Origin of the sequence: Amycolatopsis sp. lyj-84 (genome assembly GCF_046549075.1) — a bacterium.
Lineage (GTDB): Bacteria > Actinomycetota > Actinomycetes > Mycobacteriales > Pseudonocardiaceae > Amycolatopsis.
In genome coordinates this window covers 60,225-78,360 of record NZ_JAJPWO010000014.1, presented here as the reverse complement: position 1 = coordinate 78,360, position 18,136 = coordinate 60,225, and the positions used below count along the sequence as shown (strand labels likewise).

16 protein-coding genes are annotated in these 18,136 nt (G+C 70.1%); 8 read left to right on the top strand and 8 right to left on the bottom strand.

Annotated elements, in window-relative coordinates; genetic code table 11:
* Positions 1 to 5: 5 nt before the first annotated feature.
* The 3 genes from ACLJRM_RS34105 (at position 6) to pspM (ending at position 2,675) form a co-directional block, all read left to right on the top strand.
* The gene (locus ACLJRM_RS34105; protein WP_168214257.1) at positions 6 to 452 is read left to right on the top strand and encodes a helix-turn-helix domain-containing protein; all 447 of its coding nucleotides are present in this window, start codon (positions 6 to 8) and stop codon (positions 450 to 452) included.
* Positions 453 to 755: 303 nt separating this feature from the next.
* Complete coding sequence (locus ACLJRM_RS34100) at positions 756 to 1,601, top strand: PspA/IM30 family protein (RefSeq protein ID WP_044854161.1); 846 nt, start codon at positions 756 to 758, stop codon at positions 1,599 to 1,601.
* A gap of 75 nt (positions 1,602 to 1,676) precedes the next feature.
* Positions 1,677 to 2,675 (top strand): phage shock envelope stress response protein PspM, encoded by a 999-nt coding sequence (gene pspM / locus ACLJRM_RS34095; RefSeq protein WP_101606325.1) that lies wholly within the window; start codon positions 1,677 to 1,679, stop codon positions 2,673 to 2,675.
* A 6-nt stretch (positions 2,676 to 2,681) separates the two neighbouring features.
* Here pspM and ACLJRM_RS34090 read toward each other — a convergent pair whose 3' ends face one another.
* Positions 2,682 to 3,896 (bottom strand): FAD-dependent monooxygenase, encoded by a 1,215-nt coding sequence (locus ACLJRM_RS34090; RefSeq protein WP_410665433.1) that lies wholly within the window; start codon positions 3,894 to 3,896, stop codon positions 2,682 to 2,684.
* 97 nt (positions 3,897 to 3,993) lie between these two features.
* Here ACLJRM_RS34090 and ACLJRM_RS34085 point away from each other — a divergent pair, with 97 nt between their 5' ends.
* Together ACLJRM_RS34085 and ACLJRM_RS34080 are read left to right on the top strand one after the other, a co-directional pair.
* Positions 3,994 to 4,614, top strand: coding sequence for a MerR family transcriptional regulator (locus tag ACLJRM_RS34085; RefSeq protein WP_410665432.1), 621 nt, complete (start codon positions 3,994 to 3,996; stop codon positions 4,612 to 4,614).
* Positions 4,615 to 4,894: 280 nt separating this feature from the next.
* Positions 4,895 to 6,529 (top strand): amidase family protein, encoded by a 1,635-nt coding sequence (locus tag ACLJRM_RS34080; RefSeq protein WP_101606328.1) that lies wholly within the window; start codon positions 4,895 to 4,897, stop codon positions 6,527 to 6,529.
* Here ACLJRM_RS34080 and ACLJRM_RS34075 read toward each other — a convergent pair.
* The 5 genes from ACLJRM_RS34075 to ACLJRM_RS34055 all read right to left on the bottom strand — a co-directional run bounded on the left by ACLJRM_RS34075 (position 6,489) and on the right by ACLJRM_RS34055 (position 11,363).
* A complete protein-coding gene (locus tag ACLJRM_RS34075) occupies positions 6,489 to 7,538 on the bottom strand; it encodes a quinone-dependent dihydroorotate dehydrogenase (RefSeq protein ID WP_410665431.1) in 1,050 nt (349 codons plus the stop codon). The two genes, ACLJRM_RS34080 and ACLJRM_RS34075, sit on opposite strands and share 41 nt — an antisense overlap.
* A gap of 23 nt (positions 7,539 to 7,561) precedes the next feature.
* Positions 7,562 to 8,122 carry a GNAT family N-acetyltransferase gene (locus ACLJRM_RS34070; protein ID WP_101606330.1) on the bottom strand — a complete coding sequence of 187 codons (561 nt, stop codon included), beginning with the start codon at positions 8,120 to 8,122 and terminating at the stop codon, positions 7,562 to 7,564.
* A gap of 380 nt (positions 8,123 to 8,502) precedes the next feature.
* On the bottom strand, positions 8,503 to 9,552 hold the full coding sequence (add, locus tag ACLJRM_RS34065; RefSeq protein WP_410665430.1) for an adenosine deaminase: 1,050 nt from the start codon (positions 9,550 to 9,552) through the stop codon (positions 8,503 to 8,505).
* Between the two features lie 126 nt (positions 9,553 to 9,678).
* Positions 9,679 to 10,482 (bottom strand): DNA-formamidopyrimidine glycosylase family protein, encoded by an 804-nt coding sequence (locus ACLJRM_RS34060; protein ID WP_410665429.1) that lies wholly within the window; start codon positions 10,480 to 10,482, stop codon positions 9,679 to 9,681.
* A 5-nt stretch (positions 10,483 to 10,487) separates the two neighbouring features.
* A complete protein-coding gene (locus ACLJRM_RS34055; RefSeq protein ID WP_101606333.1) occupies positions 10,488 to 11,363 on the bottom strand; it encodes a ParA family protein in 876 nt (291 codons plus the stop codon).
* Between the two features lie 109 nt (positions 11,364 to 11,472).
* Between ACLJRM_RS34055 and ACLJRM_RS34050 the strand changes: the two genes are divergently transcribed.
* The 3 genes from ACLJRM_RS34050 to ACLJRM_RS34040 all read left to right on the top strand — a co-directional run bounded on the left by ACLJRM_RS34050 (position 11,473) and on the right by ACLJRM_RS34040 (position 14,171).
* Positions 11,473 to 12,207 (top strand): methyltransferase domain-containing protein, encoded by a 735-nt coding sequence (locus ACLJRM_RS34050; protein WP_410665428.1) that lies wholly within the window; start codon positions 11,473 to 11,475, stop codon positions 12,205 to 12,207.
* A 132-nt stretch (positions 12,208 to 12,339) separates the two neighbouring features.
* The gene (locus tag ACLJRM_RS34045; protein ID WP_101606335.1) at positions 12,340 to 13,557 is read left to right on the top strand and encodes a DNA polymerase IV; all 1,218 of its coding nucleotides are present in this window, start codon (positions 12,340 to 12,342) and stop codon (positions 13,555 to 13,557) included.
* A gap of 197 nt (positions 13,558 to 13,754) precedes the next feature.
* Positions 13,755 to 14,171: a DUF3040 domain-containing protein gene (locus ACLJRM_RS34040; RefSeq protein ID WP_101606336.1), complete on the top strand. Its 417-nt coding sequence runs from the start codon at positions 13,755 to 13,757 to the stop codon at positions 14,169 to 14,171.
* A 153-nt stretch (positions 14,172 to 14,324) separates the two neighbouring features.
* Here ACLJRM_RS34040 and ACLJRM_RS34035 read toward each other — a convergent pair whose 3' ends face one another.
* Positions 14,325 to 16,853 carry a DUF3488 and DUF4129 domain-containing transglutaminase family protein gene (locus ACLJRM_RS34035; RefSeq protein WP_101606337.1) on the bottom strand — a complete coding sequence of 843 codons (2,529 nt, stop codon included), beginning with the start codon at positions 16,851 to 16,853 and terminating at the stop codon, positions 14,325 to 14,327.
* Positions 16,850 to 18,124, bottom strand: a complete 1,275-nt coding sequence (locus ACLJRM_RS34030; protein ID WP_410665427.1) for a DUF58 domain-containing protein — start codon at positions 18,122 to 18,124, stop codon at positions 16,850 to 16,852. The genes ACLJRM_RS34035 and ACLJRM_RS34030 overlap by 4 nt, the downstream gene beginning before the upstream one ends.
* Positions 18,125 to 18,136: the final 12 nt, after the last annotated feature.

Genomic DNA, 18,136 nt, shown 5'->3' with positions numbered 1-18,136 from the left:
GCGTGATGACCGTGCTGTTGCGCGAGGCGATCGGCGACCGGCTCCGACACGCCCGCACGAACCAGCGTCGAACGCTGCGGGACATCTCCCGTGCCGCCAGGGTGAGCCTCGGCTACCTGTCCGAGGTCGAGCGTGGGCAGAAGGAGGCGTCCAGCGAGCTGCTGGCGTCCATTTGCGATGCCCTGGACCTTCCGCTGGGCGAGCTCCTGCACAAGGTCGCGGCGGACGTTTCGGCGATCGACAACGTCGAGGTCGCTCCGGTGGACGAGAAGGTCGAGGCGGGCAAGCGGCGTGCTCCGGAGCGAGAGAGCGCCGAAGCGGGCCTCGAAGGCGGCCGCCTGGTATCCGAGTTGATCGGCAACGACCTTGCCGACCTGCGGATCTCGCCGCCGCCGCGGATGAGCCCGGCCCTGCGGACGACCATTTCCGCTCCGAAGATGGTCGCCGCCTAGCAGTCGTGACGTGAGAAGCCCCAGGTATCGCACCTGGGGCTTTTCGCGTTGGCCGACGGCCCCGGCGCTCCAGGGGAGCCGGAAACGGCCCGTTTTCACCCAGGGTCACCACCCGGTGAACCCGAAAGGTCGTGGACATCACAGTCAGGGGTATCCCTGAATTCCGTCGGGGTCGCCTGGAACGCGGGACGCCGACCTGACACGATGGAACTCAACGCCGGGGTCGGGACGTTGCAACATCACAGAGGGGACGCCCCACCTCGAGGTAACAGCCCGTGGGATGCGAGAAGGCAGGCGGAGGAGATGGCCAACCCGTTCGTGAAGTTCTGGAAGTACATGATGGCGGCGTTCTCGTCGAAGATCGACGAGCACGCCGACCCGAAGGTACAGATCCAGCAGGCCATCGAGGAGGCGCAGCGCAATCACCAGGCGCTGACCCAGCAGGCCGCCTCGGTGATCGGTAACCAGCGTCAGCTGGAGATGAAGCTGAACCGCCAGCTCGGCGACGTGGAGAAGCTTCAGGCTTCGACCCGCCAGGCGCTGGTGCTCGCCGACGAGGCGCGCGCCAAGGGCGACGAGCAGAAGGCGACCGAGTTCGAGAACGCGGCGGAGAGCTTCGCCGCGCAGCTCGTCACCGCCGAGCAGAGCATCGAGGACCTGAAGACCCTGCACGACCAGTCGCTTCAGGCTGCGGAGCAGGCGAAGAAGGCCGTCGAGCGCAACGCGACCATGCTGCAGCAGAAGCTGGCCGAGCGCACCAAGCTGCTTTCTCAGCTGGAGCAGGCGAAGATGCAGGAGCAGGTCTCCGCTTCGCTGAACCAGATGAGCCAGCTTGCCGCGCCGGGCAACACCCCGTCCCTGGAAGACGTTCGCGACAAGATCGAGAAGCGCTACACCACCGCGCTCGGCTCGGCCGAACTCGCACAGAACTCCGTACAGGGCCGGATGATGGAGGTCCAGGCCTCCACGACGCAGCTCGCGGGACACTCGCGACTGGAGCAGATCCGCGCGTCCATGAAGGGCGACTCCGTCGCGCAGGTGACCGACGGCAAGACCGCCGCCGCCGCGCCGAAGGCGTCGAGCGGTGCGGACATCCAGCGTGAGATCCAGGCACGGGTTCAGGCCGAACAGGGCAAGAACCCCGCCTGACACACCACCTAGAGCCGGTCCCGCACCCCGCGCGGGTGCGGGACCGGTCTCACCAGACGACAGGGGCGAGGGCAAATGGGCCAGGGCAGGCGCAAGGACTTCGGGGAGTTCACCGCCAAGCTTGAGAAGCACATCGAGAAGCTGCCCGATTACGCCCAGCGCGCGCAGGAGAAGCTGCAGCGCTACATCCCGCCCTCCGAGCAGGGTTCCCGGCCCTCCTCACCGACGGCGTCGCAGCCACCGCGGCCGCCGAAGCCGCGGCCGCAGATGCCGCCGATGCCCGCCATGCCGAAGATCTCGCAGCAGCTGACGTCGATGGCGGCGGGCCAGATCCCGGTCGTGGCCGACGCGAAGGCCAAGTGGGCCCGCTGGAACGAGCCCGCCGCCAAGCTGGAGAGACGCAAGCGCCGGACGTCGCGCGCGATGACTTTCTGGATCCTCCTCACCATCCTTTGTGGACTGTTCGCCGTGGTCGCCGCCACCGGTCTGTTGAAGGCGGGCCAGGCCGACGTCCTCCAGGCCATCGCGGCCAGCGCGTTCACCATCGTCTTCGGCACTTTCAGTGTCCGATCGGGACTGCGGCTGCGCGCGCTCAACCGCACGGTGCTGCCCGCCGCGCCCGCCGCTCCGCCGCCGCTGCCCTCGGCACGGTCCATCGCGCGGGCGCCGATGGAGCGCCTCGTCGAGAGCGAGGCTTCGCTGACGGAGCTGCTTCGCCAGCTTTCGCAGCCGACGTCGCTCGGCACCATGCCGGTGTCGGAGATCGCCGTGGCGGACGCCCGGACCACCGCCACGGAGGCCGCGCAGGCCCTTCGCGGGCTGGCCGGCCGGATCCAGGCCATCGAACGCGGACGTGACTCCGCGCCCGAGCGGGAACGAGGCGCCCTCGACGCCGCCATCACGCAGCTGCGGGATCAGCTCGACGACGGCGTCGATGGCTACGGCGGTCTCGTCGCGGCCGCCGGGCACACCGTCGCCGCGAGCTCGGACGGCATGACGTCGTCCAAGGAATCGCTCTCCGACGCGACGGACAAGCTCGCCGGACTGGCCATGGCCCTGCGCGAGCTTTCCTGAGCCCGCTCAGGCGGGCACACGCCGGTAGTCCTTCAGTTCGATCGCGACCGAGGCCTCCCGGACCTCCTTGGTGATGGCGCGGATCATGGCGTCCTTCCAGGGGAGGTGGCGCAGCATCCGCAGATTCGCGCGCTGCAGCCAGACGCCCGCGCGGGTCTTCGGCGCCAGGTGTTTCGCGGCTCCCAGCGCCAGTTTCTGGTTCAGCTCCACGAAATTCCGCATCCGCTCCGCGTAACGGGCGAACGCCACCGGATGGTCGCCGTCGGCGGCGGCCAGTTCTCCGGCCAGGACGTACGCACCCACCAGGGCGAGACTGGTGCCCTGGCCCGAAAGCGGGGACGCGCCGTAGCCGGCGTCGCCGACCAGCGCCACGCGGCCCGCCGACCAGGAGTCCATGCGGACCTGGGACATCGTGTCGAAGTAGAAGTCGGGCGCGTCCGGCATGAAGTCCATCAGCCGGGGCACTTCCCAGCCCATCCCGGCGAAGGTGTCCTTGAGGATCCGCATCTGCCCGTGGGGGTCCCTGTCGCCGAGGCGCGGGTCTTTCGCGGTGAAGAAGAAGACCGCCCTCGCCTCGGTGTCGTCACGCACGCTGGTGATGCTCGCCGTCAGGCCGGGCGCGCTGTGGCCCAGTTGCCAGTGGTCGAGGCCGAGGTGATTGGGGGTGGTGAAGATGGCCAGGTACAGGTCGTCGAGCTGGTGGACGAACCGGGATTCCTCGCCGAAGGCCAGTGCGCGCACCCCTGAGTGCAGTCCGTCCGCCCCGATCACCAGATCGAAGGTGCGCGATCCGGCGCGTTCGAACGTGACCTCGACCCCGATCTCGTCTTGGGTGAGCGCGGTGATCGAGTCGCCGAAGAGGTACTCGACGTCCGATCCGCCCGCCTCGCGAAGGATGCCGCCGAGGTCCTCGCGCAGGATCTCGACGTCTCGGTCGTCGATCACCCCGAAGCCGCCTTCGAGGCTCGCCACCGGCTTGCCCGTCGCGTTGACCAGGGACATCCCCTTGGTGCCGACCTGAGCAGCCCGGACCTGGTCGATGATCCCCATCCGCTCGACGAGGTCGATCGCCACTCCGCGGACGTCCACCGCTTGGCCGCCGCGTCTCGGCGTGGGCGCGCGCTCCACCACCGTGGGGTCGAAGCCGTGCCGCCGCAGCCAGTAGGCCAGCGCGGGGCCGGCGATACCCGCCCCGGAAATCAGGATTCTTCGGTTCCGCATGGTGCCTCCTAGATGGGATACCTTCACTATCCAATATAGGATAGCGGAGGTATCCCACTAAAGGATAGTCCCACTATCCCAACTGCAGGAGAGATCTGTGAAGCTCAAGGAACTGAGTCAGCGCGGGGGTGTGCCCATCCCGACCATCAAGTACTACCTGCGCGAGGGCCTGTTGCCGAAGGGCGATCCGCTCGGTGAGACCAAAGCGGACTACGGGGACCATCACCTGGACCGATTGCGGATCATCCGCTCCCTGGTCGAGATCGGCGAGGTGCCCATCGCGGTGATCCGGCAGATCCTCGCCGCCGTCGACGACGAGACGGTGCCGGCCACGGTATTGCTCGCGACGGCGCTGAGCGCACTGGGTGCCGGGCCGTCGTCCGACGCCGCCCCGGCGGGCGACCGCACCGGGGCCGAGTCCTTGATCGCCGGGCAGGGCTGGCAAGTGAGTCCCGGGTCCACCGCGCCCGATCAGCTCGCGGCCGCGCTCGGTGCGCTGCGCCTGGTCGGGCTGCCCGCCGACGCCGCGCAGCTCGCCCCGTACACCCGGGCCGCGCTCGAAATGGCCGGGCATCAGCTGCCGTTGTTGCCCGACCCTGCCCGAAGGGAAGAGTTCGCGGCGAGAGCGGTCATCGGAGCGGTCCTTTATGACCGCCTGCTCCTCGCGCTGCTGAGGCTGGCCAAGGAGAACATCTCGATGCGGCGGGATGGCCACTGAACGGGTGTAAAGTCATCTTCCTGGACAATCGTCTCATTCGTCGTCGCTAATACTCCATTGAGTAACGACTCGCTCACTGTGCGATACCGAAACGCTCGCGTAACCCGAAACCGCTGGTGACGGCCCCTCGCGATGCCTAACGTTTCTCTCATGCACGCAGTGCTTTTCCCAGCTCGGGCCTGAACCCAGCCCGCGTGAGCGGGCGTCCCAGGGTGGTGGACCGGACACAGTGGATCTCGCGCAGTGGTCTTTCTCGTCCCCGCCGAGGAAAGGACGCCCAGTGACGACGCTCCCCCCGGAACCAGAGCCGATCCCCGCCCCTCCTCCCAGCTCCTACCAACGCGTCATCGCGGCCTACGACCGGATCGCCGAGGTCGACCGGCCCGACGTCTGGATCACCCTCCGTCCCCTCGAAGACGCCCTTGTGGACGCGAAGGCTGTCGACGAACGCTTGCGCGCGGGGACGGATCTCCCGCTCGCCGGAACCCTGGTGGCGGTCTCCGACGTCATCGACGTCGCCGGCCTTCCCACGGCGGGGGAAGACGTCTGCTGTGCCGACGCCACTTCCGTTTCCCGGCTGACCGCCGCCGGGGCGGTGGTGATCGGCAAGACCAACTGCGACCGGTTCGGCAGCGATCTCGAGCACACGCACAGCCCGTACGGCGCCGTGAGCGCGGCTCTGAACACCGCCCGGGTCTCCGGGAGCGCGAGCAGCGGCGCGGCCGTCGCGGTCGCGCTCGGCCTGGTCGATCTGGCCGTCGGCACGGACACGGCGGGTGCGGGCCGGGTGCCCGCGTCGCTCAACGGGATCGTCGGGATGAAACCGACGCTGGGCCTCGTGCCCAAGACCGGTGCCCTGCCGTGCGGCGGGATCGCCCTGTTCGCGCGCAGTCTCACGCTGGGCCAGCGCGCGCTCGGACTGATGACCGGCCCCGACGGGATCGACCCGCTCGCCCGTGACTGGCCCCCGGACGTCCGGCTCTCCGCGGGAGACCGGCCGAGAGTGGCGATCCCTGGCTCCGCAACGCTCACCGGTCTCTCGTTGCAGTCCCGGTCCGCCTTCCTCGGCGCGGTTTCGGCGTTGCGGGCGTCCGGGGCCATCGTGGAGACGGTGGAGGTCACGGCACTGTTGTCGGTGGGCGACCTGATCCACGACGACGGCTTCCTCACCGACAGGCAGCGCGTCGCCGAGGCCGGGATGCTCGCGCTCCGGATGCTGTCCGAGTACGACGCCCTGGTCCTCCCGACCGTCGCCGACCATCCTGAGCTGTCCGAGGCGCTGTCCGATCCGGATGGTGTCGCGAAACGGCTGGGACGGTTCACGGCGTTCGTCAACCTGCTCGACCTCGCCGCGGTCACGGTGCCATCGTCGCCGTCGGATCTCGGGCCGTACGGGGTGTCGGTGGTGGTGCGGCCGTTCGACGACCAGATCGCCATCGACCTCGCCGCCGTGCTCACCGACGAACAGGCCGATTTCCCTTATCCCGCACCGGGCGCGGATCTCGTGGTGTTCGGCGCGCATCTGCGCGGGCAGCCGTTGAACGGGCTTTTGGTGACCGCGGGGGCGCGGTTCACCGGGCCGGTGCAGAGCGCCGAGGGCTATCGGATGGTGCTGCTGCCGACCGAGCCACCCCAGCCGGGAGTGGTACCGGTGAGCGCCGCGGGTGAGCACACCATGCTGTCGGGCGAACGCTGGCGGCTCTCGCCCGCGGCCCTCGGTGCCTTCGCGGCCACGCTGCCCGCTCCGTTCGTCCTCGGCCGTATCCGGCTGGAGAACGGGCAGACACCGCTGGCCGTCCTTTGTGACCAGGCGGCGGCAGCGACGGCGCCAGAGCTGACGCGCTACCAGTGCTGGCGGGCGTACCTGAGGTTCGTCAGTACGGCCGGGCCGCGAGACCTCGGGCGACCCGCTTGACCAGACCGGGACCGTGCAAGGCGAAACCGGTGTAGAGCTGGACGAGACCGGCGCCGGCGTCGAGCATCCGCGCGGCGGCGCCGGCGTCGAAGATGCCGCCGACACCGATGATCGGCAGCTCGCCGCCGGTTTCGTCGTGCACGAACCGCACCACTTCGACCGAGCGCGCGGTGAGCGGGCGGCCGGAAAGCCCGCCCGCCTGCTCGCCGACGGCGGCTTCGGCGGGCGCGATCCCTTCGCGGGACAGCGTCGTGTTGGTCGCGATCAGCCCGGCGACGCCGTGTTCGAGGCAGACCTCCAGCAGTTCCGCGAGGGCCTCGTCGGTGAGGTCGGGGGCGACCTTGACCAGCACCGGCGTCGGCGCGGCGGCACCGGCGAGCTCGGCCGAGGTCGTGCGGAGTTCGGAGAGCAGCTCGGCCAGCGCGGACTTGTCCTGCAGCGCCCGCAGTCCCGGTGTGTTGGGCGAGCTGACGTTGATCGCGAAGTAGTCGGCGTACGGGTACAGCGCCCGCAGCGAGAACCGGTAGTCCTCGACGGCTTCGCCGAGCGGCGTCACCTTGGACTTGCCGATGCTGACGCCGAGCGGGACCGGCGGTTTCCCGCTCGCGGCGAGGCGGGCGGCGAGCGCTTCCGCGCCTTCGTTGTTGAAGCCCATCCGGTTGATCACCGCGTCGGTCCCGGCGAGGGTGAACAACCGCGGCCTGTCGTTGCCCGGCTGCGGATGCCGGGTGACCGTGCCGACCTCGACGAAGCCGAAGCCGAGCGCGGGCCAGGCGTGCAGGGCGCGGCCATTCTTGTCCATCCCGGCGGCGAGGCCGACCCGGTTCGGGAAGCGGAGACCGAGGAAGGTGACCGGATCGTCCGTCCGGTAGACGCGGCCGAGCGCGCCGAGCGCGGGGGAGACCCGGCTCAGCCCGGCGAGCGTGCCGATGGTGCGTTCGTGCACGGTTTCGGGGTCGCCGCCGGAGACCCGGTACAGCGCGGGGCGGACGATCTTGTCGAAGAACACGCGCCCATCATGCCTGGTGAGCTCTAGCGGCTCGCCTTCCAGTCGCCTTCGAGCATCGCGAAGACGAGTTCGTCACACCACTCGCCCTTGACGATCTCGTTCTCGCGCAGATGAGCCTCTTTGTGCATGCCGAGGCGTTCCATCAGGGTGGCGGAAGCGGTGTTGCGGCCATCGCAGCGGCCGATGATGCGGTGCAGTCCGAGGTCTTCGAAGCCGAGCCGGAGCAGTTCGACGGCCGCCTCCGCGGCGTACCCCTTGCCGTGGTGATCGGGGTGGAACACGAAACCGACCTCGCCCTGACGGTGTTCGCTGCTGAGGTACTCGAGGTTCAGATCGCCGATGAGCTGCCCGGTCTCCGTCAGTTCCACGGCCACCGCCAGGAACTGACCCTCCTGCGAGAGGCTGCTGCTGTGCACCCGTTTGGCGAGCGCGGCGGCGGATTCGGCCCGGCTGCGCGGACCCCAGTAGAGGTACCGGGCGACGTCGGCACGGGACTGGAAGGAGTTGAGTTCGTCGAGATCCGCCGGGGTGAAGGCGCGGAGGGTAAGGCGCTGGGTGATGATCGGGAAGTCGGGCCTCAACATGACGTCAGGCTATCCACTCTGCGGTGCCGCCGGGGCGGAACGGCGACGGACGGTTCTCCGGCGCGGCGGGTGGTCCTTCACTGCTGCGCAAAAGGGGGAACAACCCGGAAATGAGGGTACCCCCGAGGTGGCTCCCGGACGCCGGAATCGGCGGCCGGGCCCGAGCCGGACCGGTGCTCGGGAACCTCGGGGGCCCGGTGACTGCCTGGTATTCGCTATCAGGCACCACGCGAAGCAGAGACGACGAGCCGAAGGTGGCTCCAACTTGCGTTGTATCGCTGCTCAAAAGTCCTACGCGTGCCGTCCGCTAGCGGACAGTCACCTCACGAGTCCTGTTGGAATACAACTTTGGACCACCTCCTCTCTCGTGTACCGCCACGCTATGCGAGGGGTTCGAGGTCCTGCAACAAGATTTCGCCGATCTCTGCCAGCAGGACGGTTTTGGCCGCCGGTGCCAGGAAAGACGCCTTCACGGCGTTCTGCGCGAATCGGGCGATTTCGGCCGCGGTCAGGCCCAGTGTTCGGGCGACCGCCAGGTACTCGCCGTCGAGCGTGGCGCCGAACATCGGCGGGTCGTCGGTGTTGAGCGTGACCGTCACGCCGTGGTCGAGCAGCCGTCGCACGGGATGCGCCTCGAGCGACGGGAACTGTCCTGTCCGGATATTCGAGGTCGGGCACACCTCCAGTGGGATTCCTTGTACGACAAGGTATTCCAGGAGTGCCGGATCGGTGTACGCGCCGACGCCGTGGCCGATCCGCTCGGCGCCGAGATCGTGCACCGCCGACCAGACGGTGGCCGGCCCGGTTGTCTCACCCGCGTGCGGGACGCTGTGCAGCCCCGCTTCCCTGGCCGCGGTGAAGAAGGGGGCGAACTGCGCGCGGCCGACGCCGACCTCGGGTCCGCCGAGCCCGAAGGACACCAGGCCCTCGGGGCGTTCGCGGAGCGCGAACACGAGGGTTTCACGCCCGGCGACGACCCCCTTCTCGCCGGGAATGTCGAAGCACCAGGCCAGTTCCACGCCGTGGTCCGCCCGCGCCGCCGCCCGGCCGGTGGCGAGACCGGTGAGGAGATCGTCGCCCGGCATACCGTCGAGAAGGTGGTTGTACGGCGTCACCGTCACTTCGGCGTAGCGGGCGTTCTGCGCGGCCAGGTCGGCCGCCAGCCCGGTGACGAGGGTGTGGATGTCGCGGGCGTCGCGCACCAGCGACGTCACCGCCAGGTAGTTGCGGAGGAAATGCGGGAAATCGCGGAAGGTGAAGAAGTCCGCGAGTGCTCCGGCGTCCGTCGGCACTCCCGCGGTGGGGCGGCGGCGGGCCAGTTCCAGCACCGTGGGCAGGCTCGCCGAACCGACGAGGTGGACGTGGAGTTCGACCTTGGGCAGGGCGTGCACGAACGCGCGCAGCGTCTCACCCGTGAGGAATCCGGACATGACAAAGCTCCCTGGGAAAGAAGTGAAGGGTGACGTGCGAAGGGAGCGGGCGGCTCAGGGAGCGAGGTCGCCGCGTTCGGTGTCGGCCCCGTAGAGCGGGAGCTTGAACAGCGTCACGAAGTCAGCTTAGCCGCCCGGAGCGGGTCCGGTCTGGCATTTCGGGCAGAACCAGGTCGGCCTCGCCTGGTGCCCGGCGCCCTGCGGGGCGACCCGGAGCCGTCCGCCGCAGCGGAAACAGCCCGGTTTGGTCCGCTCGTAGACCCAGTGCTCACGACCGCGGCGCAGCTCACCGGTGGTCGTCTGCGAGGTGCGCCAGGCGTTGGCCTTCAACAGTTTGCGGCCGAGCGCGACGGCCTTCGCCGGGTCGACCGCGGACACCGGCGTCCACGGCGTGACGCCGAGCAGGAAGCACATCTCGACCTTGTACATGTTCCCGATCCCGGCCATGATCCGCTGATCCAGCAGGGCGTCGCCCAGTTCGCGATCCGGGCCCGCGGCCAGCGCGGCCGCTGCCCGTTCCGCGAGCTCGTCCGTCCATTGTGGATCGAGCAGATCCGGGCCGAGATGCCCGACCAGGCGGTGTTCTTCGTCCGTGGGCACGAGTTCGAGGTCGTGGACACGGAAACCGACCGCCTGCACGCCTTCGGTCGCCAAGATGACGCGCGCGTGATGGGCCGGACGGCGCCAGCGCGCACCCGCCGGGGAGACGTCCCACTTGCCGTCCATCCGGAGGTGGCTGTGCAGCGTGAGGTCGCCCGAGAAGCGCGTCAGCAGATGCTTGCCGACCGTGCCGACGCCGAGCACGTCGCGTCCGGCGAGATCCGTCGTGGCCAGCTGAGGGACCCTGAACTCGCCTCGTACGAGGGTCTTCCCTGCCAGCGCCTTGTCGAGGACCTTGCCTGCGAGGAAGACGGTGTCGCCTTCGGGCATCGGCGCTAACCCGTGCCGGTGTCGCTCAGCTTGGCGGGCGCTTCGGTGGTCTCGGGCTCCGGAGCGTCCTCGTCGCCGCGGACGCGATGCCGTCCCGCCCGGCTCGAACGGAGGACCTTCGCCAGCACCATGTTGAAGGTGAGCGCGATCTCCTGGGCGCCGGGGGAGTGCCACTCGTGGATCGGGCTGCACGCGCCCTGCGCCTGCTGCACGGCGAGCCGGTCCGGGATGGCCGTCGGCATCACCAGCGGGCCGAAGTTCTCCCGCAGTTCGGCGACGCGGAACTGGTGCTCGTAGGAGCGCACGCGGAGCTTGTTGACCACGACGCCGATCGGCCGGAGTCCCGGGTTCTGCTCCTCACGGATCTTCTCGATCGCTTCGAGCGCGCGGCGGGCGCCGGAGACGGCGTACATCGTCGGCTCGGTGACGATGAGGGCGCTGTCCGCGGCCACCAGCGCCGAGCGGGTCAGCCTGCCCAGTGACGGCGGGCAGTCGAGGATCACCAGTTCGTAGGGTTCCTCGCGCAGCGGGTTCGTGTGCAGTTCGTCGAGCGCGCGGGAGAGGTTCTCCAGACGGCGGATGTCGGCGTCGGGCTCGTTGAGCATCTCGAGCTCTTCGGCGCCGACGAGGACGTCGATCTGGTCGCTCCACACGCTGGGCGCGATCGCGCGTTCGAGCACCGAGCGCACCGGCGTCTCCAGGACGTCCGCCAGCGTGCGATCGGTGAGGGGCGGGTCCAGCGAGGTGGTGGCGTTGCCCTGCGGGTCGAGGTCGGCCACGAGGGTCCTGGTGCCCCTGCGCAGGGCGGCGGACGCGACACCGAGGGCGACCGTCGTTTTACCGACGCCACCCTTCAGGCTGAGAACAGCGACCGTGTGCACTCGACACAGCCTACGGGCAGTCGGCGGGGTGGCTCCTTGGCAAGGTGTCGAACACCGCATCGGACTACACCCGCAGGTCGCTCAGCGGCGGGCATTACGCTGTGCGTTTATGAAGACGGACACCGTGGCCACGCGGGGATCGGGGGCGGTTCGCCGGGTTCTCGAAGCAGAACTCCGGGCCGTACGCGCGCGAGGCGCACAACAGCCGCACGTCGTCGACGTCGGAGGCGGCAGCGGCGGCTGGGCGGTGCCGCTCGCCTCGGCGGGCTGCCTGGTGACCGTGGTCGAGCCGAACCCCAACGCGCTGGCGACCCTGCGGCGCCGCGCCGAGGAGGAGGGCGTCTCCGGCAGCATCACGGTGATCGCCGACGACTCCGACGCCCTCGGCGCCCACGTCACGGCCGGATCGGCCGACCTCGTACTCGCGCACGGCCTGCTCGAAGTCGTCGACGACCCGGCGGCGGTGCTCGCGGCGCTGGCCACCGCGGTCAAGCCCGGGGGCGCGGTCTCGGTGCTGGTGGCGAACCGCCACGCCGCGATCCTGCAGCGCGCGCTGGCCGGACGGCTCGGCGAGGCGCGGGAACTGCTCGCGGCCGAGAGCGGCGTGCTGGGAGGCGGCCGGGAGACCGTGCTGCGGCGCTTCGACGCCGAGGCCCTCAGCGCGCAGCTGGTCGCGGTGGGGCTCGAGGTGACCTCTCTGCAGGGCGACGGCGTCGTGGCGGACTTCGTGCCCGGCGGGGTGCGGGAAGAGGACCTGGCGGAATTCGAGCTGGCCGCGGCGTCCGTTTCGCCGCTGCGGGACATCTCCAGCCGGCTGCACGTCCTGGCCCGCCGTCCCGCCTGAGCGCTGCTAGGAAAGGCCCGTTACTTGCAAATTTTGCAAGTAACGGGCCTTTCCTGTCACACGGCGGCGGAAACTGTCGGTGGTCCCGGCTAGCGTCCACCCGTGGGACGAAATGCCGAACTGCCTGGTGGGATGAGCCGCTACCGGGTCACCACCGGGGCCACCACCTGGCCGGACGACACCGGATGCGGCTTGCTGCACGTCGACATGGACGCCTTCTTCGTGTCCTGCGAGCTGCGTACGCGCCCGGAGCTGGCGGACAAGCCGGTGGTCGTCTCCGGTGGCGGTCCGAGGTCGGTCGTGGCGGCCGCGAGCTACGTGGCGCGTGAGTTCGGCGTCCGGTCGGCCATGCCGTTCTCGACGGCCAAGCGGCTCTGCCCGCAGTTGATCTGCATCACCCCGACGCCCGGGCTCTACGGCGAGGTGTCCAAGGGCGTCATGGGGATCTTCCGCGAGCTGACGCCGCTCGTGGAGCCGCTGAGCCTGGACGAGGCGTTCCTGGACGTCAGCGGGGCGCTCAAACGGCTGGACTCGTCGCCGGCGCGGCTCGGCGCGGTGATCCGGGAGCGGGTCGCCGCCGAGTTCGGGATCAGCTGCTCGGTCGGCGTCGCGAAGATCAAGTTCGTCGCGAAGCTGGCGTCCGGGATGGCGAAACCGGACGGCATGGTCGTCGTCCCGGCGGCCGAGACGCTCGCGTTCCTGCATCCGCTGCCGGTGTCGGCGCTGTGGGGCGTCGGCAAGCGCACCGAGGAGCAGCTGCGGCAGCAGGGCCTCGACACGATCGCCGACCTCGCCGCCGCGCCGCTGTCCAGGCTGAGGCGGTCGCTCGGGCGGGCGCTGGGGGATCACCTCTACGCGCTCGCGAACGGGCACGACGAGCGCGAGGTGGTCCCGGAGACGCCGGACAAGTCGATCGGCGCCGAAGTGACCTTCGACGTCGACCTCCACGACCGCTCGGCGCTCGGGCTGGAACTGCTCCGGCTCTCGGAACGCGTCGCGGCCACCCTGCGCCGCCGGGGGCTGCGCGGGCGGACGGTGTCGATCAAAGTCCGGTTCGCGGATTTCAAGACCATCACGCGCGCCAGGACGACCGCCGTCCCGGTGGATGTGGCCCGCGACATCCACCGCACCGCCGTCGAACTCCTCGCCGAGCACGCGCCGTCGGGCGCAGTCCGCCTGATCGGCGTAAGAGTCGAGGGATTGGACACGGAGAGTAGTGGAGAACAGCTACTTTTCGACTCACCCGAACCCCGTTGGCGGGATGCGGAAGTCGCCGCCGACGTCGCGCGGTCGAAGTTCGGCGCCGCGGCGGTGCGGCCCGCGTCACTGCTGACCCCCCGTGACCAGTGACATTGCCTGTTCGGCCGTCTTCCAGAGAGCCGAGTCGGGTGGTTTCGCCCAATTCGATCCCTTCTGGATACGGGATCGGGTAGTCGGACGAGCGCGGGGCTCGTATCCTGGACAGAGACACCCCGCCTGGGGTTGTCTGTTGGGTCCATGACGTTGCGCGGCCCGGCGCCCGCGACAGCTGTGCCGGAGGAGGAAAGATGCCACTCTCCGAGCATGAGCAGCGGCTGCTCGATCAGATCGAGCGCGAGCTCTATGCCGAGGACCCCAAGTTCGCATCCACGGTGCGAGGCACCCGGTTGCGCCGCCCCGCCCGCCGACGGCGTTTGCAGGGCATCGCCCTGTTCGTAGTGGGCGTCGCACTTCTGGTGCTCGGCGTGGTGGTCAACATCCGGGTGGCCGAGATCCCAGTGATCAGCGTGCTCGGGTTCCTCGTGATGTTCTTCGGAGTCATGTTGGCCGTCACGTCGATTCGGCAAGGAGCCGAAGCGGAAGGCGGTAAGGACAGCGCTGGCCAGGGGGCAGGCGGAGGTGGCGGCGGTAAGTCGTCTCCGCGCCGCAGCTCCTTCACCCAGCGCATGGAAGAGCGTTTCCGCCAGCGCTTCGAGGAGCAGTAGCTCTCACACACGCGAACATGCCGACGGGGCTGTGCCCCGTCGGCATGTTCGCGTCTTCATGAGCTGGAGCTGAAGGGGCCCATACCCGCATAGGACGCGGTGAAGGGCGCTTTCCCCGCATCCCATGCGGGGAAAGCGCCCTTCACCCGCCGTCTACTTGCCTCGCCGCAGCGACCGCGGGAACAGGCGGCCCTTCCAGGACATGGGCGCGTTCCGCTTCAGGCTCTTGCGGACCTCGTCGAAGGCCGGGCCCAGCTCCTGGTCGTCCGGGGGCTGGTCCGAGTACCAGGACTTCTCCACGACGCCGATGACCGTCCGCAGACCGGAGCGGCCTTCTTCGTCCAGACGGTGCTTCTCGACGACCTTCCGGCCTGCCACGCGCACCGTGTCGCCGTCGGAGAGCGGCAGGCCGCGGTCCGCGCACTCGTCCATCAGTTCGCGCCAGGCCGCGTCGGCCGCGGCGGGGGAGTGGGACGCGATCTTCTGCAGTCGCAGCCGCCGCTTGATCTCCCGGATCGTGGTCGGCGTGCCGAGCCCGCCGAGAACGACCACCAGGATCAGCGCGAACCACCACGACACCCACGCCGCCAGGAACGCGAACGCCCCCACCCACAACCCGATCGCGATCAGTGGCAGCCAGTTCGCCACGTTCGGGTTGTCCAGGAACCCGCTGTCTTCACGGACCGCGGTGGGCGAGTCCGGTTCGCGGGACGGCGAAGGCGACGAGCGCAGGAGCGCCCGGTATCTCAACCGCGACCGCACGATCACGACCACGGACAGCGCGGCCGCCAAGCCGCCGAGAAGACCGGCGAGGATGGCGGGCCACAGCGGCTCTTCCTCCTGCTGGTCCGCGCCGCCGTCCGCGCCGGGATCCGCGCCCGGGTCGCGGGGAGTGCCGGTCGCGGGGGCGCTCGACGCCGGCGCGCTCGGCACTTCCTGGGTGTCGTTGGTCGCGGAGCTGCTCGTGTCCGTCTGCAGGTACGGCGGGACGACCGCGCGGCCGTCGACCAGCGGGGTCGGGTCGAAGCTGACCCAGCCCTTCGTCTGGAAGTAGACCTCGACCCACGCGTGGGCGTCCTCGGAGCTGATCGAGAGGTGATCGCCCTTCGGTGTCCCGGAGGTGAAGCCGATGGCGACCCGCGACGGGATGCCGACCGCCCGCAGCATCACGGCCATCGCGGACGCGAACTGCTCGCAGAACCCGCGTTTGCCGTTGAGGATGAAGTCGGCGAGCGCGTCGGAGTCGGTGGCGTCGGCGGTCTTGGTGTCGTAGACGAAGCCGTTCTGCGCGGTGAAGAACGACCAGATCGCCTGGGCCTTGTCGAAGTTGTTGGACTCGTTCTCCGTGAGCTGCTTGGCCTTCGCGACCACCCGGGGGTCGACGTTCTCGACCAGGGTGAACTGCGGCGGCACCTCGGCCAGCCGGGCGTCGTCGAGCCGGAGTTCGTCCTTCGACGGTTCCCTGATCGCCGCGGTCTCGGTGTAGGCGGGCGCGTTCTGCTTGGTCGTGGTGAACACGGCGCCGCCGACGGGGTCGTACAGCCAGTTGTCGGCCAGCCCGTTGAGCGTGCGCGGCACACCGTAGATCGGCAGCCAGTTGTCGACCCAGTTCGTCGGTTCGATCCGGATCTCGCGCCCGGGACCGGCGCCGTCGTCGCCCTTGACGGCCGGGAGCGGCTGGTTGGCCTGCACTCCCTGCTGGGCGCGGCCGTTCTGCGCGAGCCCCCAGCCCTTGTTCGGCGTGTACGTGTCGAGGGTGAACGCGCGCAGCAGCCGCTTGTCCGCGCCCATCCCGTAGACCTTGAACAGTTCCACCTTCTCGCCTTGGTCGAGCAGGCCGCGCAGCTGCGTGAACGGCTCGACGCCGAACCCGCCCGCGCCTCCGCGGCCCGAACCGGTCCCACCGGGAAGGCTGCCGACCGTGCCGACACCGGTGGCGGCCGCGCCGATGACCAGGCCCAGCGCGATCGCGGCGCTCACCACGCCGACGGGGGCGGACAGTGTGCTCGCCGAGTTGCCCAGTCCGGGCGCTTCGCGGTTGCGCCAGCGGCGATGCCGGTGGTTGCCGTCGACGGCGAGCAGCGCGGCGAACGCGGCGGCACCGAGCAGGAACGTCCACCACGGCAGCATTTCTTCGGCCAGCGCGGCGGGCACGGCGTACACGCACAGCAGCACCAGACCGGTCGCGGCGGGCGCGGCGGCGGCCACGGCCAGCGTGTCGACCAGCACCGCGACCAGGCCGATCGCGATGGTGACGAGGCAGAGGATCGGCGGTGTGCCCTCGATCGGCGGCAGCCCGACGCGGATCTGCTCGGCCGCCGCGGCGAGCACGCCGCGCAGTTCTTCGAGCGCGTCCGGGCCGGGGATGATCTTCAGGATCCCGCTGGTGGTGAACGCCCCGGTGATCAGGAACAGCAGCACCAGCAGCTGCGCCAGGCCGACGACGATGGTCGGCGCGCGCAGCGAGCGCAGGGCGAGCCCGGTGGAGGCGATCAGGACCACCGCGACCAGCAGATAGCCGAACCAGGCCCAGCCGTTGACGACCCCGGTCAGCGAGGTGGAGGCGAAGAGCGTGGCGAGCCCGGCGGCGATCGGCGCGAGCACGCTGCTCGTCCAGACCGGCGGTGGCGCCTCGGGACGCGGCTTGGGGGTGTGCGGCAGGGGTGGCGCGGTCGCGGTCACAGGCCGCCTCCGATCAGCGTGCCCCGGCGCATGGCGGTCTGGCACAGTTCGGCCCAGACCTGCTGCATGGGCGACCCGGGGCCGGCGACGACGACGCCCCAGCCCGCGGCGCGCAGCAGCGCCACCGACTCTTCGGTGGCGGCGGCGCGGGTTTCGGGCCGGTTGACGCCCGAGGACCAGCCGGGGGTGTCGAGCAGCACGGCGAGGCTCCGGATCCCGCGCGGGCGGTACCGGGACAGCTCGTGCACGGATTCGTTGCTGACGGTGCCGAGCACGGCGATGAGTTCCTGTCCTTCGGCCGGATCGTGGCCGAGGGTGATGTCGCGCTGGTGCGCGGGCTGGAGCGCGGCGAGGACGTCGAGCACGACGTTGTCGTAGTGCTCGCCACCCTCACCGGGGGTGTCGGCCAGGGTCTGGCCGTGTTCGGTGATCAGCCGGACGCGGTGACCGGAGCGGCGCAGGTGCAGCCCGACCGAAGCGGCGAACGAAACGGCCCATTCGAGGCTCGCGGCGGGACCGGTGCCGTGGTGCGCGGCCGCGCGGTGGTCCAGCAGCACCGTGGTGCCGCCTCGCCACGGCCGCTCCTCGACGCGGACCATGATCTCGTCGCGGCGGGCGGTCGAGCGCCAGTGGACCTTCCGCAGGTCGTCGCCCTGGCGGTACTGCCGGACGATCACGTCCGCCTCGCCCTGTCCGGCGTGCAGGCGGATGCTGCCGTCGTCACCGGCGCCGATCCCGGCGCCGCTGGGCAGACCCCACAAGCCGACCACCTTCGGCACGACGACCAGCCGCGAATGCCCGATCAGCTCGCGTTCGAACTCGCACAGCCCGAACGGGTCGGTGATCGTCGCCCGCAGCGGGCCGACCTGCTGGACCCCGCGCAGCACCGGCTGCAGCGGGTACCGCAGCGCGACCCGCCGGTCGTGCGGCAGCCGCTCGACGACGAACCGCGGCCGCGAACCGAGCGCGTAGGGCACGCCGTCTTCGAGCAGCACCTCACCCGCCGGGAGCCTGCCGTCACGCCAGAGTTCGAGCTGGACCTCGCCGGGCGAGCCGACGGAGACCCGGTCCGGGCGCAGCGCGCGCGCCGCGCCCAGCCGCAGCCGGGTCGCCGAGATGAAGAAGGCGACCAGCAACGGCAGGGCGACGACGAAGATCGCGACGCGCAGCAGGTCCCGTTCGTTGAGCACGAACGAGCACACCGCCGCGGCGACGCCGGCGGCGAGGAGGCAGCGGCCGCGTGTGGTCAGGCCGGACAGAGCACGCAGCATGGCTCCGTTTTC